This is a genomic window from Edwardsiella piscicida (assembly GCF_021733145.1).
In the GTDB taxonomy this organism is placed as follows: Bacteria; Pseudomonadota; Gammaproteobacteria; order Enterobacterales; family Enterobacteriaceae; genus Edwardsiella; species Edwardsiella piscicida.
This window is the reverse complement of sequence record NZ_CP090968.1, coordinates 308,853-323,502: the sequence shown is the minus strand read 5'-3', so window position 1 is coordinate 323,502 and position 14,650 is coordinate 308,853. Positions and strand designations below refer to the sequence as shown.

Below are 14,650 nucleotides of genomic sequence, written 5' to 3'. Positions count from 1 at the left end.
TTTTAAACACGCCGACTCAGTAAGCCTGACGGTAAAGCTGCTCGATATCCCGCAGCGTCGCGCTGCGCGGGTTACCGCCGGTGCAGACGTCCGCCAGCGCGGCCTCCGCCAGACGCACGATATCCTCTTCACATACCCCGACCTCACGCAGGCTCGGCGGGATCCCTACGTCCCGGTTTAACGCCTCGACCGCGGCGATCGCCGCCGCCGCGGCCTGATCCAGGCTAAGATCGTCGCAGGCGACCCCCAGCGCGCGGGCGATATCGCGGAACTTCTCGCCGCAGGCGCCGGCGTTATAGCGCATTACGTGGGGCAGCAAAATGGCATTGGCCACGCCGTGCGGCGTGTTATAAAACGCGCCCAGCGGATGCGCCATGCCGTGTACCAGCCCCAGCCCCACGTTGGAAAAGCCCATGCCGGCGACGTACTGCCCCAGCGCCATCGTCGCGCCCGCCTCGGCATCGCCGTTCACCGATGCGCGCAGCGCACCGCCGATCATCTCGATAGCCTTCAGGTGCAGCGCGTCGGTCAGCGCCCAGGCGCCGCGGGTGATATAGCCCTCTATCGCATGGGTCAGCGCATCGACGCCGGTGGCCGCCTTCAGCGCCGGCGGCATACCGTCCATCATATCGGCATCGATAAAGGCCGCCTGGGGAATGTCATGCGGATCGACGCAGACAAACTTACGCCGCTGCTCTTCATCGGTGATCACATAGTTAATGGTCACTTCCGCCGCAGTTCCCGCGGTGGTCGGCACCGCCAGAATCGGCACGCTCGGACGCGTGGTCGGCGACAACCCTTCCAGGCTGCGTACATCCTCGAACGCCGGATTATTACTGATGATCCCGATCGCCTTGCAGGTATCCTGCGGCGAACCGCCGCCGATGGCGATCAGGTAGTCGGCCCCGCTGTCGCGGAATACCGCCAACCCCTGCTGTACCACCCGGATCGTCGGGTTGGGCACCACCCCGTCGAACAGGGCGTAGGCCAGGCCGGCGCTATCCAGGTGCTTTGTCACCCGGGCGACGGCGCCGCAGGCGACCAGCGTGGCGTCGGTGACGATCAGCGCCTTACGGTAGCCGCGCCGCTGGATCTCCGCAGGCAGCTCGGCGATGGCGCCGCGGCCAAACCAGGCCGTTTCGTTCAGGATCATGCGATGTGCCATGGTCACTCCCCCTCACTCTTCAATACGCAGGCCATAGGTTTTGAATTTCTCCAGCACCACCGCGATCTCCTCATCGGAGAGCACCGGCACCGGATCGACGATCGCCAGGGTGGCGAGGTACAGCTGGGCCAGCACCTCGACCTCGTGCGCCAGCCACAGCGCCTTCTGCAGGTTTTCTCCACAGGCGATCAGGCCGTGGTGCTGCAGCAGCGTCGCCCTGCGGTATTTCAGCGCCTCAGTCACGTAATCCGACAGGGTACGGGTACCAAACGTCGCGTAGGGGGCACAGGGGATCGTGTTGCCGCCGGCGGCGGCGATCATGTAGTGGATCGCCGGGATCGGTCGGTTCAGGATCGACACGGCGGTACAGTGAATCGCGTGATTATGGACCACCGCATTGGCATCAGGGCGGGCCTGATAGGCGGCCAGATGAAAACGCCATTCGCTGGAGGGCAGCTTGCCCTCTTCATGCTGCCCCTCGCCATCCACATAGACGATTTGATCGCAGCGCAGCTGCTCATAGGGGATACCGGTCGGGGTAATCAGCATGCCGTCGCGGTAACGCACGCTGACGTTGCCTGCCGTGCCCTGATTCAGCCCAAGACGCGTCATCTCCAGGCAGGTATCAATAATGGCGCGCGCCAGTGTTTCTCTTTCCATGGTTAACCTCTCTCAGGGTGATACCGGACACGTCTGCCTGCCCACGCCTGCGGTGGGCGCAGGGCGATCGGCAGAGACCTATCGCGGTAAGTTCGCTATTTGTCTGTGCACATATTTCGCCTGAATAACGAAAGAGGAAACTACAGCGCATTATTTTGTGACCGTCATCAAGACTATTTGCCACCTTAATTAAAAACAGACCAATTTCCGCCGTAAAAAATGTCCGTTTCAGTCAAAGAGCGACTAAACGGGCAATTATTTGTGCGCTGTTAACAATTGACCGTTTAAAATAAAAAATGCCTATTCGGTCATTCAATGTGTGTATTTAAATTAAATAGCGACGAAAACGGTCATCTATTTAATCGACATAGAGTGACTCCCTTCACACTTCCCCACCCGCGAGGATCAAATGTGATTTGATTCATATTTTCGAACCTTTTTTATTTTGAAAATAGCTCTGCGTTACGGCAACAGGGCATGATGTAGGCGCATTTGTCAGCGGATGGATGCCGCATACCCATAAACGGTGCTGGCCAAAGAAATCTCGCGTTTCCCAGGCCAAAAGAGATGAGGGAAGAATGAGAGCAAGCGCATTATCATCAATATGTTATGCAAACACATCCGTCAGCGGCGACGGCGAAAATTCGCCGCGGACGATGCCGAACATAGCGCTGATAAGCCTGCTCATTATTCTACGTCGCGTCGACCAAGGCACCGCTATCGCGGCAGAGGTGCGCCTCAGGCTACACGGCAGGGTATCGCGTATTAATTTATTAAATATATTCTCTTTTTTATCGAATGTATTTTGCGCAAAAACCACGCCGTCGCTTATTGATGTCAAGGATAACGACATGCTGACATCGAATAGGCGAAAAATAGGTAAGCCCAGCTTAACAAACGTCGCACCTGTTGGCCAAATCATTAGCAGCCATACCGATTATACTGAAGCGGACGATTAATCCTATCTCCGCAAAATAATTAGACCCACCCTACCCGATACAAATGTGGAGTGTTAGTCATGTCCGATATAACGAGCAAGAGTACTAGCGCAGGAAACATTGCCTCGGCGGCACAGCGAATCGCCGTCGTTCCTAAAAATATTTTAATCCCCTTTGTCTTATTAACCAGCTGCTTTGCCCTGTGGGGGCTGGCCAATAATATGACGGATGTGCTGATTGCCCAGTTCCGTAAGGTCTTCACCCTGACGGACATGCAGTCAGGCCTGGTACAGACCGCATTCTATGGCGCCTATTTTTGCCTGGCGCTGCCGGCGGCGCTGTTTATCAAACGCTTCAGCTACAAGGCCGGCGTTCTGCTGGGGCTGGGGCTGTTTTGCAGCGGCGCCCTGCTGTTTTACCCGGCCAGCCAGATCATGGCCTATGGTCCCTTCCTGCTGGCCCTGTTTATCCTGGCCGGCGGTCTGTCCATTCTGGAGACCAGCGCCAACCCCTATATCATCGCGATGGGCCCCCAGGAGACCGCGACCCGCCGCCTTAACCTGGCGCAGTCCTTTAACCCCATCGGCTCGATCACCGGCGTACTGATCGGCAAATTCTATATTTTGGCCCAGCTGAACCCGGCCACCGACGCCGAGCGTACCGTCATGGATCCCGATGCGCTGGCCTCTATCCAGTCCGCCGAACTCTCCGCGGTGATGGGGCCCTACGTTGTCGTCGCCCTGGTGATCATCATGGTCTGGCTGGCCATCGCCTTTACCCGTATGCCGGTCGCCCACGACAGCAGCAGCGCAGAAAGTACGCTGAAACAAAGCTTTAGTCGCCTGCTCAGCAAGGGGTACTTCGTCCGCGGCGTCGTGGGGCAGTTCTTCTACGTCGGCGCCCAGATCGGCTGCTGGTCCTATACCATCCGCTACGTTATGGCGGAGATGGGCGGCAACGAGGCCGAAGCCTCCACCTACCTGCTGCTCTCTATCGTGCTGTTCTCGGCCTTCCGCTTCGTCTGTACCGCCCTGATGAAATTCGTCTCTCCGGCCATCCTGCTGGGCCTGTTGGCCAGCCTGGCCTCCGCCAGCCTGCTGCTGGTGATGTTCGTCGGCGGCATCGCCGGGGTCTATGGTCTGGTGGCCGTATCGGCCTGTATGTCCCTGATGTTCCCGACCATCTTCGGTCTGTCGGTGCACGGACTGGGTAAAGACACCCAGTTCGGCGGCAGCTGCCTGATCATGGCGATCCTCGGCGGCGCGGTGCTGACCGCCCTGATGGGCCAAATCTCCGATATGGCCGGGATCCGCATGGCTTTCCTTATCCCGCTGCTGGGATTCGTCTATCTGATTCACTTTGGCTTTAAAGGCCACCGGGCATAACGCCCCAACACCGACGCTGTCGGCATCCCCGCCCCGCGCCGCGATGCCGACCCTGATTAGCACTCACCGATTACGACGAGGTAACAGCATGAACAAGCAACACAGCCTGCCGAAAGTAGGTATCCGTCCGGCCATCGATGGCCGCCGTATGGGCGTTCGCGAATCGCTGGAGGCACAGACCATGGAGATGGCGCAGGCGACCGCCCGCCTGATCAGCGAACAGCTGCGCCACCCCTGCGGCGCCCCCGTCGAATGCGTGATCGCCGATACCTGCATCGCCGGCATGGCCGAAGCCGCCGCCTGCGAAGAGAAATTCAGCCGCAGCAACGTGGGTCTGACCATTACCGTGACCCCCTGCTGGTGCTACGGCAGCGAAACCATCGACATGGATCCGCTGCGTCCCAAGGCCATCTGGGGCTTCAACGGCACCGAGCGCCCCGGCGCAGTCTATCTGGCCGCCGCGCTGGCCGCCCACAGCCAGAAAGGGATCCCGGCCTTCTCCATCTATGGCCATGACGTGCAGGACTCCGGCGATGACAGCATCCCGGCCGACGTGCAGCAGAAGCTGCTGCGCTTTACCCGCGCCGGGCTGGCGGTGGCCGGAATCAAAGGGAAAAGCTACCTGTCGCTGGGCGGCGTGTCGATGGGCATCGCCGGCTCCATCGTCGATCACGACTTCTTTGAGTCCTGGCTGGGCATGAAGGTGCAGGCCGTCGATATGACCGAGCTGCGCCGCCGCATCGATAACCAAATCTATGACCAAGACGAGCTGGCCCTGGCCCTTGAGTGGGCTGATGCTCACTTCCGCTACGGCCCGGATCTCAACGCCGAGCAGTATCGTCGCTCGCCGGAGGAGAACCGCCGCGTGCTGCGCGAAAGCCTGCTGATGGCGATCTGCATCCGCGACATGATGCAGGGCAACCCGAAGCTGGCCGAACGGGGCTGGGAGGAGGAGGCGCTGGGCTATAACGCCGTGGCCGCCGGGTTCCAAGGGCAGCGCCACTGGACCGATCAATACCCCAACGGCGACACCGCCGAAGCGCTGCTCAACAGCGCCTTTGACTGGCACGGCGTACGCCGTCCGCTGGTGGTGGCGACCGAAAATGACAGCCTCAACGGCGTCGCCATGCTGTTCGGCCACATGCTCACCGGCACCGCCCAGATCTTTGCCGACGTCCGCACCTACTGGTCGCCGCAGGCGGTCGAGCGCGTCACCGGCCAGAGGCTGGAGGGGCTGGCCGAGCACGGCATCATCCACCTGATCAACTCCGGCTCCGCCGCGCTGGACGGCACCTGCCGTCAGCAGGACGCCGAGGGGCACCCGACCATCAAGCCACACTGGCAGATCAGCCAGCAGGAGGCCGACGCCTGCCTGGCCGCGACGGAGTGGTGCCCGGCCATCCACGAATACTTCCGCGGCGGCGGCTTCTCCTCCCGCTTCCTGACCCGCGGCGGCGTCCCCTTCACCATGAGCCGCGTCAACCTGATCAAGGGCGTCGGGCCGGTGCTGCAGATCGCCGAAGGCTGGAGCGTCGAGCTGCCGGAGGAGATGCACGATATCCTCGACAACCGCACCAACGCCACCTGGCCGACCACCTGGTTCGTGCCGCGCCTGACCGGCAATGGCCCGTTCAAGGATGTCTACTCGGTGATGGCCAACTGGGGCGCCAACCACGGGGTTCTGACCATCGGCCACGTCGGCGCGGACCTGATTACCCTGGCCTCCATGCTGCGCATTCCGGTATGCATGCACAACGTCACCGATGACGCCATCTACCGTCCCTCCGCTTGGGCCGCCCACGGGATGGACAGCGAAGGTCAGGACTACCGCGCCTGCCAGAACTACGGCCCGCTGTACAAGCGCGCCTGATGCTGCCGGGCGGCGCTACGCCGCCCGCTTTTTTGCCAAGGAGGCGGTATGACTCATGATGTTGTTTTGGTTCTGGACTGCGGCGCAACCAACGTGCGCGCCATCGCCGTCGATGCGCACGGCAACGTCGTCGCCCAGGCCGCGCAGGCCAACGCCAGCCAGGCCGGAGCCGAAGACGCCCGCTGGCATGTCTGGTCGCTGGAGGCCATTCTGCAGCGCTTCGCCGACTGCTGCCGCCAGATTGCACCGCAGCTCGCCAACGCGCGCATACATGCGCTGACGGTCACCACCTTTGGCGTCGACGGCGCCCTGGTGGATCGGCACGGTGAGCTGCTTTACCCGGTCATCAGCTGGAAATGCCCGCGCACCACCGCCGAAATGGAGGGGATCGAACGCTATATCTCCGCCGAAACGCTGCAGACCCTGTCGGGGATCGGGCAGTTCAGCTTTAATACCCTGTACAAACTGCTGTGGTTCAAACACCACCACCCGGAGCTGCTGGAGAAGGCGCACGCCTGGCTATTCATCTCCTCGCTGATCAACCAGCGCCTGACCGGCGAGTTCACCACCGACCGCACCATGGCCGGAACCAGCCAACTGCTGGACGTACGCAACGAACTCTTTAGCGATACTATCCTGCGCAGCACCGGCCTGCGCAGCGACCTGTTTCCGCGCATGGTCGCCGCCGGAGAGCACATCGGCCACCTGCTGCCGACGATGGCGCAGTTCCTCGGCCTGCCGACGGGGATCCCGGTGATCGCCGCCGGCCACGACACCCAGTTCGCCCTGTTCGGCTCCGGCGCCGGGCTGGAGCAGCCGGTGCTCTCCTCCGGTACCTGGGAGATCCTGATGGTGCGCACCCCGCAGGTCAACACCGCCCTGCTGCCGCAGCACCGCGGCTCCACCTGTGAGCTGGACAGCTGCCAAGGGCTGTTTAACCCCGGACTGCAGTGGCTGGCCTCCGGCGTCCTGGAGTGGATCCGCCAGCTCTACTGGCCCGACGCGGCGCGCCAGGAGGCCTACCGTAGCATGATCGCCGAAGCCGCCGCCGTCGCCCCGGGCTGTGATGGACTGCGGATGAACAGCCAGCTGCTGCTGTCCGACGGACGCGCCGGCTGGCAGGGGGTCACCCTCAACAGCGGGCGCGGCCACTTCTACCGCTCCGCGCTGGAAAGCCTGGGCTGGCAGCTACGCCACAACCTGCACACCCTACAGACCCTGGGGGGCTTTCAGGCTCAGAGCCTGCTGCTGGTGGGCGGTGGCAGTCGCAACGCCCTGTGGAACCAGATTAAGGCCGATATTCTCGGCATTCCGGTGCGCGTGCTGGCCAACGCGGAAACCACCGTGCTGGGCGCGGCGCTGTTCGCCTGGAGCGGCGCCGGTTATTACGCCTCGGCCGATCGGGCGCGCGAAGCCGTCACCTTTACCTATCACGACTACATCCCGGGCGAACAGCGGGCGCAGTATCAGGCGCTGCAGCCCACGGCGCCCATCAGGAGCCACACATGCTGAAAAATATCTCCCCGCTGATCTCCCCTCAGCTGCTGAAAACCCTGGCCGAGATGGGCCACGGCGATGAAATCATCTTCGCCGACGCCCACTTTCCAGCCCACGCCATGGGACCGCAGGTGATCCGCGCCGACGGCCTGAGCGTCAGCGATCTGCTGGCGGCGATCATCCCGCTGTTCGAGCTGGACAGCTATGCGCCGCCGCTGGTGATGATGGCGGCGGTCGAGGGCGACACGCTCGATCCGGCCGTCGAGGCGCGCTACCTCACGGCCCTGTTTGCCGACGCGCCGGCGCAGCCGGTGACCCGCATCGACCGCTTCGCCTTCTACCAGCGCGCGCAGCAGGCCTTTGCGATCGTTATCACAGGAGAGCGTGCCAAGTATGGCAATATCCTGTTAAAAAAAGGCGTGACCCCGTAATCTCTCCCCGTCGCCGCCCGCCATGACGCGGGCGGCCTCTCCCGGGAGCAGAAGATGAAACACGATCGTCATCAGGCCATCGTCCAACTGGTGGCCGAGCACGGAACGCTAAGCACCGAGGCCCTGGCGCAGCGCCTGGACGTCAGCCGTGAAACCATTCGCCGCGATCTGAATACCCTGCAAAAGCAGGGGAAAATCGTGCGTCGTCACGGGCGCGCCACGGGCCTTGGGGGGGAAACCCAGGACAGCGGCGACCCGTTCAACGCCCGGCTCAAGAGCCACCTCTCCGGCAAGGCGGAGATCGCCCGTCAGGCGCTGGAGTGGATAGACAGCGGCATGACCCTCGCCCTCGATGCCAGCTCCACCTGCTACTACCTGGCCAAACAGCTCCCCGACGTGGAGATCACCGTATTCACCAACAGCCTGCGTATCTGTCAGGCGCTGGCCAAACGCCAGCGTATTCAGCTGATCAGCTCCGGCGGCCTGCTGCAGCGCAAATACGCCTGCTACGTCAACCCGGCAATCCTCTCCCAGCTCAAGGCGCTGGAGATCGATCTGTTCATCTTCTCCTGTGAGGGGATCGATGGACGCGGCGGGCTATGGGAGTCCAATGCCTATAACGCCGACTTCAAGGCGCTGCTGCTCAAGCGCGCCGCGCAGTCCCTGCTGCTGATCGACAAGAGCAAGTTCAACCGCGCCGGCGAAATCCAAATCGGCACGCTGGACGACGTCGCGCAGGTGATCTCCGATATGCACGACGACGACGCGTCGCTGCCCGACGGCGGCGTCTAACGGCGACGGGGCGAAAGAGAGAGCTGCGGCACATTCCCGCTTCAGCGTATGTAAATCCCGCCGCCGCCGCCCCGGCGCGCTTTAAATGTAACCAGCTTTCCCCTATGCTATCGGCAATCTGGGAAAGACGGGCACGGCTTTTGCTTGGCTCGCAACGGGGAACCTCATCATGAAACGGACCAAACACATTAATCGCAGCGCATTCCGCAAGCGCTGGCAGATGGCACCGCTGGCGCTGGCCGTCAGCGCGGTATTCCTGCTGGCCGGCTGTGAAAAGAGCGATGAAACGGTATCGCTGTATCAAAACGCCGACGACTGCAGCAAAGCGAACCCCTCCATGAGCGCACAGTGCAAGACCTCTTACGACGACGCGCTGAAAGAGGCGGCGAAAACCGCGCCCAAGTACGCCACGCGCGAGGACTGCATCGCCGAATTCGGCGAGGGCCAGTGCACTCAGACGCCGGCGCAGGCGGGCATGGCGCCGACAACGGGCAACACCAATGCCGAGGCCGCCCAGAGCGGCGGCAGCTTCTGGATGCCGCTGATGGCCGGCTACATGATGGGGCGTCTGATGGGCGGCGGTTTTAACCAGCAGCCGCTGTTTACCCCGCGCGGCGCCGCTAGCCCAGCCAACGGCCAGTTCGTCGACGCCAGCGGCAAGAGCTACGGCCCGGCTACCGCCGGCGGCCGTACCATGAACGTGCCTAAAACAGCGATGGCGCCCAAGCCGGCGACCACCACCACGGTCACCCGCGGCGGCTTTGGCGAAACGGTCGCCAAGCAGAACAGCCTGCAGCGCAGCAGCGCGTCCGGCACGGGCACCGGCTCACGCAGCATGGGCGGCTAAGCAATGAAACGTATTGCCATCAGCGAGCGCCCGGACTGGCGCGCCAAAGCCAGCGAGTTCGGCTTCCAGTTTCATACCATGTACGGCGAGCCCTACTGGTGTGAGGATGCCTACTATCAGTTTTCCATGGCGCAGGTAGAAGCCCTGGAGCAGACCACCGCCGAACTGCACCAGATGTGTCTGCAGGTGGTAGAGAAGGTCGTCGACAGCGAAGCGCTGCTGAGCCGCTTCCAGATCCCCAAACATACCTGGGACTTTGTGCGCGCCTCCTGGCGCTCCGGCCAGCCGTCGCTCTATTCGCGCCTCGATCTGGCCTACGACGGTCAGGGGCCGGCCAAGCTGCTGGAGAATAACGCCGATACGCCGACCTCGCTGTATGAGTCCGCGTTTTTCCAGTGGATCTGGCTAGAGGATCAGGTGCGCGCCGGTAAGCTGCCCGCGGCGGCGGATCAGTTCAACAGCCTGCAGGAGCAGCTGATCGCCCGCTTCGCCGAGCTGAAGGCTAACCACGGCTTCCAGCTGCTGCACATGGCTTGCTGCCAGGACAGCGACGAGGATCGCGGTACGGTACAGTACCTGCAGGACTGCGCCGCAGAGGCCGGTCTGGCCACGGAATTCCTGTACATGGACGAGATAGGCCTGGGCGAGAAGGGACAGTTTACCGACCCCCAGGATCAGGTGATCAGCAACCTGTTCAAGCTCTATCCCTGGGAGTTTATGCTGCGCGAGATCTTCTCCACCAAGCTGGAGGACGCCGGGGTGCGCTGGCTGGAGCCGGCCTGGAAGAGCATTCTGTCCAACAAGGCCCTGCTGCCGATGCTGTGGGAGATGTTCCCCAATCACCCCAACCTGCTGCCGGCCTACTTTGCCGACGGCAGCCAGCCGCCGCTGGATCGCTATGTGGTGAAACCGCTGTTCTCCCGCGAGGGCGCCAACATCCGCATCGTCGAAAACGGTCAGGAGATCGAGCGGGTCGACGGCCCCTACGGCGAAGAGGGCATGATTGTGCAGCAGTACCACCCGCTGCCCCAGTTTGGCGACAGCTACACCCTGATCGGCAGCTGGCTGGTCAACGACAGCCCGGCCGGCATCGGCCTGCGCGAGGATCGCAGCCGCATCACCCAGGATCTGTCGCGCTACTACCCGCACATCATTCTGGACTAGCGCCGCGAACCGCGGCCGATAAAAAAGGCACCGCCCTAACGGGCAGTGCCTTTTTCGCTACAGCGACGTCGGGTTATCCCTGCGCGCCGTGATTCTTCAGCACCACCACCTCATATTCGCCTTTCCCGTTACACTGCACCCCGTGAATATCGGTTTCAAAGCCCGGATAGTGGGCGCCGATGTCGCACAGCAGCTGCAGGAAGTCCAACACCGGCTTACTGGCCTCGGTGATCATCTCGCCCGGCATGATCAGCGGAACGCCCGGAGGATAGGGCAGGATCATATTGGCGCTGACCCGACCGATCATCTGCTGCAGCGGACAGCTTTCAATATTGCCGCGCACCTCCTCCTGGAAGGCGTCGTGCGGCGTCAATACCAGCGTCGGCAGCACGTCAAATGCGCTGTACATCAGATCCGGCAGGCGAGACTCGCTGGTCAGCGTATGGATCCCCTGCGCCAGCTCCTGAATGCGCATGTTCTCATAGAACTCCGGCGCCTCCTGATACAGCGACGGCAGCACATTCTTCACCCGCAGGTTGAGATCGTACACCCGCTTAAAGTCCGTCAGAGCGCGCAGCAGACTGAGCGCCTTGGTCTTATCGATCCCGATACTGAACAGGAACAGCAGGTTATACGGCCCGGTCTTCTCTACGATGATCCCGTGCTCATCCAGATACTTGGAAACGATCGATGCCGGGATCCCCCAGCTGTCCATGGTGCCGTCGGCCTTCATCCCCGGCGTCAGCAGCGTCACCTTGATCGGATCCAGGTACATATGATCGTCGTCGATGTTCTTGAAGCCGTGCCAGTCGTTGCGCGAATTCAGCGGCCAGCAGGCCACCTCATCGATATTGTCCGGCTGCCAGACATCAAAGAACCATCCCTCCGACTCGGTACGCAGACGCTTGATCTCCTTACGGAAGCGGATCGCACGCTCGATCGAGTTCGCGATCAGTCGCTTACCCGTATTGCCCTTCATCATCGCCGCCGACATCTCGGCCGACGCCACAATGCCATAGTGAGGCGAGGTGGAGGTGTGCATCATATAGGCTTCGTTAAAGGTCTCCTCATTGATGATCCCTTTCACATGAATCATGGATGCCTGAGAGAACGCCGCCAGCAGCTTATGGGTCGACTGCGTTTCATAGATCACTTTACCCGGCACCCGCTCACCGCTCATCCCCGCCTTACCCTGATAGATGGGGTGGAAGTTGGTATAGGGAACCCAGGCGGAGTCGAAGTGGATCGACTTCACGTCCAGGGTCTGCTTGATATAGTCGGTGTTATAAAACAGCCCGTCATAGGTCGAGTTGGTGACGACCGCATGCACCGGCCAGGTGGCGTTCGGGGTATTACGCACCTTCTCCTCGATGGCCTCACGGGTGAACTCCTGGCGCGGGATCCCGCCCAGAATGCCGTAGGCGTTACGGGTCGGACGCAGATACAGCGGCACCACGCTGCTCATCATCATCAGATGGGTCAGCGACTTATGGCAGTTACGATCGATGAGGATCGAGGCGCCCGCCGGCGACGAATACATCCCGACGATCTTGTTGGCCGTCGAGGTCCCGTTGGTGACGATATAGCTGCGATCGGCGTTAAAGGTGCGGGCGATATACTCTTCCGCCTCGCGGTGCGGGCCGCTGTGATCCAGCAACGATCCCAGCTCGGCGACCGAGATAGAGATGTCGGAGCGCAGGGTATTCTCGCCGTAGAAATCATAAAACAGGGTGCCGACCGGGCTTTTCTCAAAGGCGGTCCCCCCCATGTGCCCCGGGGTACAGAAGGTGTATTTCTCCTCATGAACATACTTAAACAGCGCCTTGGTCAGGGGCGGCATTATGGCATCGATATACTGATCGGTGCTCTGGCGGATCTTCAGGGCGATGTCCTGCGCGCTGCCTAAGGTGTACTCAAAGAAGCGCACGTTCAGACGCAGATCGCTCATGCTCACGTCCAGCGTGGAGTAGGTATTGGCGAAGGCGTAGATCGGCAGCATCTTGTTCAGGGCGCTGATCTCCTCACACAGCGCCAGGTTGTACTTATCCCAGTCAAAGATCACCCCGCACAGGCGGGCGTTGTTCTCTATCAGCTTGAGCAGGTCGTTGCGATCGTGCGGATAGGCGATGCGAAAGCCCGCCTTCTCCAGCTCCTGTTGCAGCTCGCGCAGCGGCTCTTCCTTAAAATACGCGCTCATGTCATTCATTATGGCAATGATATTCATGCGAACACTCCAGACCAATTCACTGGCTTCATCGGCGGCGCAGGGGCCGCCGGTGGGTTAACCACGGTTGAGGTTAAGTACGCGGGGCGCTGCCTTTATCCTGTGCGGAGCCCAGCTTACGTGAGTAGAACATCAGAATGATCAGGCTGACGATAAAGGTACCGGACAGCTCGATCGAGTTGGCCCCCATCAAAGCGATAAAGCAGAACACACAGCCGAGAATGGACGCCAGCAGACTCAGTACGTTCTTGATGTTGGCTCCATCAAAGCGGATCAGGTCAATACAGGAGTAGAAGTAAGGCAGCATGGTCAACAGCACCGCGATGCCGGTCAGTTCGCCGAACAGGTCAGAGGCCTTACCGCCGCTGGCGTTCATCACGGTGATCAGCACCATCAGAACGGTCATCTTGAGCGCGGCCAGGAACAGCCCTTTCTTCGGCAGGCCATTCTTGTCCAGCTCACCGTAGATTTTCGGGAAGTTACCGTCATGGGCCGCACGCGCGCCGGCCTGACCGACCAGCATCATCCAGGAGCCCAACGACGTCAGACAGGCGAAGGCGGTGAAGGCGGACACTACCGGGCCAGCCCAGCTGCCCACCATGGTCGAGGCGCTGATGGCGAACGGCGCGCCGGAGGCGGCCATCTGATGGGCCGGATACATCCCGGCGATAGCCTGCGTCGCCGCAATATAGACGATACCGGCCAGGAAAGTCCCCATCATGGTTGCCAGCGGGACGTTACGCTGCGGATCCTTCACCATCCCGGTACTGACGGACGCAGACTCCACCCCGATAAACGCCCACAGGCAGAGCAGAATACTTTTAATAATAGCGTGATAATCCGTGCCGCCGGAGGTGTTCCAGTTCGCCATATAGGTCGTTGGCTCAAACCAGAACCAGCCGGCGATCCCGGTCCCGATAACCGGGATCAGTACCAACACCAGCCCCAAGGTGGTCAGGCGGCTGACCCAGGCGCCCCCCAGCATGTTAACGAAGGTGAAAATCCACACGATAGCGATACAGGCGATACCCGCCGGTACCGGGCTGTTAAGCACCGGGAAGAAGGTCGATAAATAAGAGACGGCGGTAATACCGATAGCCAGGTTACCGATCCAGTTGGCGTGGTAGTACAGCACCCCGGTCTGGAACCCGAAGGCGGCACCGACCTCACCGGCGTAGGCAACCGGACCACCCTCCTGGGGGTTTTTGGTGGCCAGTCGGGCATACACATAGGCCAGAGAAACGGCGCCCACCAGCGCGATCAGCCAGCCCCATACGGCAATTGACCCTAGGCTTGCCAGGTTGGCGGGCAGCAGCGCGATACCGCTGCCCATCATGTTCCCGGCAACCACCCCGGTACAGGCGATAAGCCCGATTTTTTTTACAGAAGCCATAGTCTGCGCTCCCCTATGATGATGACTGGCCATGACGCAGGCCCACTGGAGCGCATGTCAGTAAACGGGCAGGCTCCGCAGATAATTATAGAAAAGAAAGTAATCTTTTCCCGTGATAAACAATATTTTTACAATCATTTTTCACCTTTAAATTCAACACATTGCACAGACACATTCCCGCACAAAATAAACGGAAATAAATATACAATATAATCATCAAGATAATTATTTCCCCCGACGACGCACGCCAGACGACGCCCCCTTTTTCCCGTCGATACGCGCGG

The 14,650-nt window shown here is 61.1% G+C and carries 12 protein-coding genes; 8 read left to right on the top strand and 4 right to left on the bottom strand.

What is annotated here, in order from left to right; translation table 11 throughout:
- Positions 1-16 precede the first annotated feature (16 nt).
- Entirely contained in the window at positions 17-1,165 is a 1,149-nt protein-coding gene (gene fucO, locus L1P05_RS01465; RefSeq protein WP_012847171.1) for a lactaldehyde reductase, read from the bottom strand.
- Between the two features lie 12 nt (positions 1,166-1,177).
- On the bottom strand, positions 1,178-1,825 hold the full coding sequence (fucA, locus tag L1P05_RS01460; protein ID WP_012847170.1) for an L-fuculose-phosphate aldolase: 648 nt from the start codon (positions 1,823-1,825) through the stop codon (positions 1,178-1,180).
- Between the two features lie 578 nt (positions 1,826-2,403).
- Between fucA and L1P05_RS01455 the strand changes: the two genes are divergently transcribed.
- From L1P05_RS01455 to L1P05_RS01420, 8 genes are all read left to right on the top strand, one after another.
- Positions 2,404-2,784 carry a hypothetical protein gene (locus L1P05_RS01455; protein WP_155278331.1) on the top strand — a complete coding sequence of 127 codons (381 nt, stop codon included), beginning with the start codon at positions 2,404-2,406 and terminating at the stop codon, positions 2,782-2,784.
- Positions 2,785-2,843: 59 nt separating this feature from the next.
- On the top strand, positions 2,844-4,148 hold the full coding sequence (gene fucP / locus L1P05_RS01450) for an L-fucose:H+ symporter permease (RefSeq protein ID WP_012847168.1): 1,305 nt from the start codon (positions 2,844-2,846) through the stop codon (positions 4,146-4,148).
- Between the two features lie 88 nt (positions 4,149-4,236).
- The gene (locus L1P05_RS01445) at positions 4,237-6,018 is read left to right on the top strand and encodes an L-fucose isomerase (RefSeq protein WP_012847167.1); all 1,782 of its coding nucleotides are present in this window, start codon (positions 4,237-4,239) and stop codon (positions 6,016-6,018) included.
- Positions 6,019-6,066: 48 nt separating this feature from the next.
- Positions 6,067-7,530: an L-fuculokinase gene (gene fucK / locus L1P05_RS01440; RefSeq protein ID WP_012847166.1), complete on the top strand. Its 1,464-nt coding sequence runs from the start codon at positions 6,067-6,069 to the stop codon at positions 7,528-7,530.
- Positions 7,524-7,946 carry an L-fucose mutarotase gene (fucU, locus tag L1P05_RS01435; protein WP_012847165.1) on the top strand — a complete coding sequence of 141 codons (423 nt, stop codon included), beginning with the start codon at positions 7,524-7,526 and terminating at the stop codon, positions 7,944-7,946. The genes fucK and fucU overlap by 7 nt, the downstream gene beginning before the upstream one ends.
- A gap of 54 nt (positions 7,947-8,000) precedes the next feature.
- A complete protein-coding gene (gene fucR, locus L1P05_RS01430; RefSeq protein WP_012847164.1) occupies positions 8,001-8,738 on the top strand; it encodes an L-fucose operon activator in 738 nt (245 codons plus the stop codon).
- A gap of 169 nt (positions 8,739-8,907) precedes the next feature.
- Positions 8,908-9,585: a DUF1190 family protein gene (locus L1P05_RS01425; protein ID WP_012847163.1), complete on the top strand. Its 678-nt coding sequence runs from the start codon at positions 8,908-8,910 to the stop codon at positions 9,583-9,585.
- Positions 9,586-9,588: 3 nt separating this feature from the next.
- On the top strand, positions 9,589-10,749 hold the full coding sequence (locus tag L1P05_RS01420; protein WP_012847162.1) for a glutathionylspermidine synthase family protein: 1,161 nt from the start codon (positions 9,589-9,591) through the stop codon (positions 10,747-10,749).
- Positions 10,750-10,822: 73 nt separating this feature from the next.
- On the opposite strand, the gene L1P05_RS01415 is transcribed toward L1P05_RS01420, so the two are convergent.
- Positions 10,823-12,973: a lysine decarboxylase CadA gene (locus L1P05_RS01415; RefSeq protein ID WP_012847161.1), complete on the bottom strand. Its 2,151-nt coding sequence runs from the start codon at positions 12,971-12,973 to the stop codon at positions 10,823-10,825.
- Positions 12,974-13,046: 73 nt separating this feature from the next.
- Positions 13,047-14,366: a cadaverine/lysine antiporter gene (gene cadB / locus L1P05_RS01410; protein WP_012847160.1), complete on the bottom strand. Its 1,320-nt coding sequence runs from the start codon at positions 14,364-14,366 to the stop codon at positions 13,047-13,049.
- Between the last annotated feature and the right edge of the window lie 284 nt (positions 14,367-14,650).

Coding starts and splice junctions, on each gene's coding strand:
- fucK (WP_012847166.1), top strand. CDS start 6,067: ATGACTCATGATGTTGTTTTGGTTCTGGACTGCGGCGCAACCAACGTG.
- L1P05_RS01420 (WP_012847162.1), top strand. CDS start 9,589: ATGAAACGTATTGCCATCAGCGAGCGCCCGGACTGGCGCGCCAAAGCC.
- fucP (WP_012847168.1), top strand. CDS start 2,844: ATGTCCGATATAACGAGCAAGAGTACTAGCGCAGGAAACATTGCCTCG.
- L1P05_RS01415 (WP_012847161.1), bottom strand. CDS start 12,973: ATGAATATCATTGCCATAATGAATGACATGAGCGCGTATTTTAAGGAA.
- fucA (WP_012847170.1), bottom strand. CDS start 1,825: ATGGAAAGAGAAACACTGGCGCGCGCCATTATTGATACCTGCCTGGAG.
- fucU (WP_012847165.1), top strand. CDS start 7,524: ATGCTGAAAAATATCTCCCCGCTGATCTCCCCTCAGCTGCTGAAAACC.
- L1P05_RS01455 (WP_155278331.1), top strand. CDS start 2,404: ATGAGAGCAAGCGCATTATCATCAATATGTTATGCAAACACATCCGTC.
- fucR (WP_012847164.1), top strand. CDS start 8,001: ATGAAACACGATCGTCATCAGGCCATCGTCCAACTGGTGGCCGAGCAC.
- fucO (WP_012847171.1), bottom strand. CDS start 1,165: ATGGCACATCGCATGATCCTGAACGAAACGGCCTGGTTTGGCCGCGGC.
- L1P05_RS01445 (WP_012847167.1), top strand. CDS start 4,237: ATGAACAAGCAACACAGCCTGCCGAAAGTAGGTATCCGTCCGGCCATC.
- L1P05_RS01425 (WP_012847163.1), top strand. CDS start 8,908: ATGAAACGGACCAAACACATTAATCGCAGCGCATTCCGCAAGCGCTGG.
- cadB (WP_012847160.1), bottom strand. CDS start 14,366: ATGGCTTCTGTAAAAAAAATCGGGCTTATCGCCTGTACCGGGGTGGTT.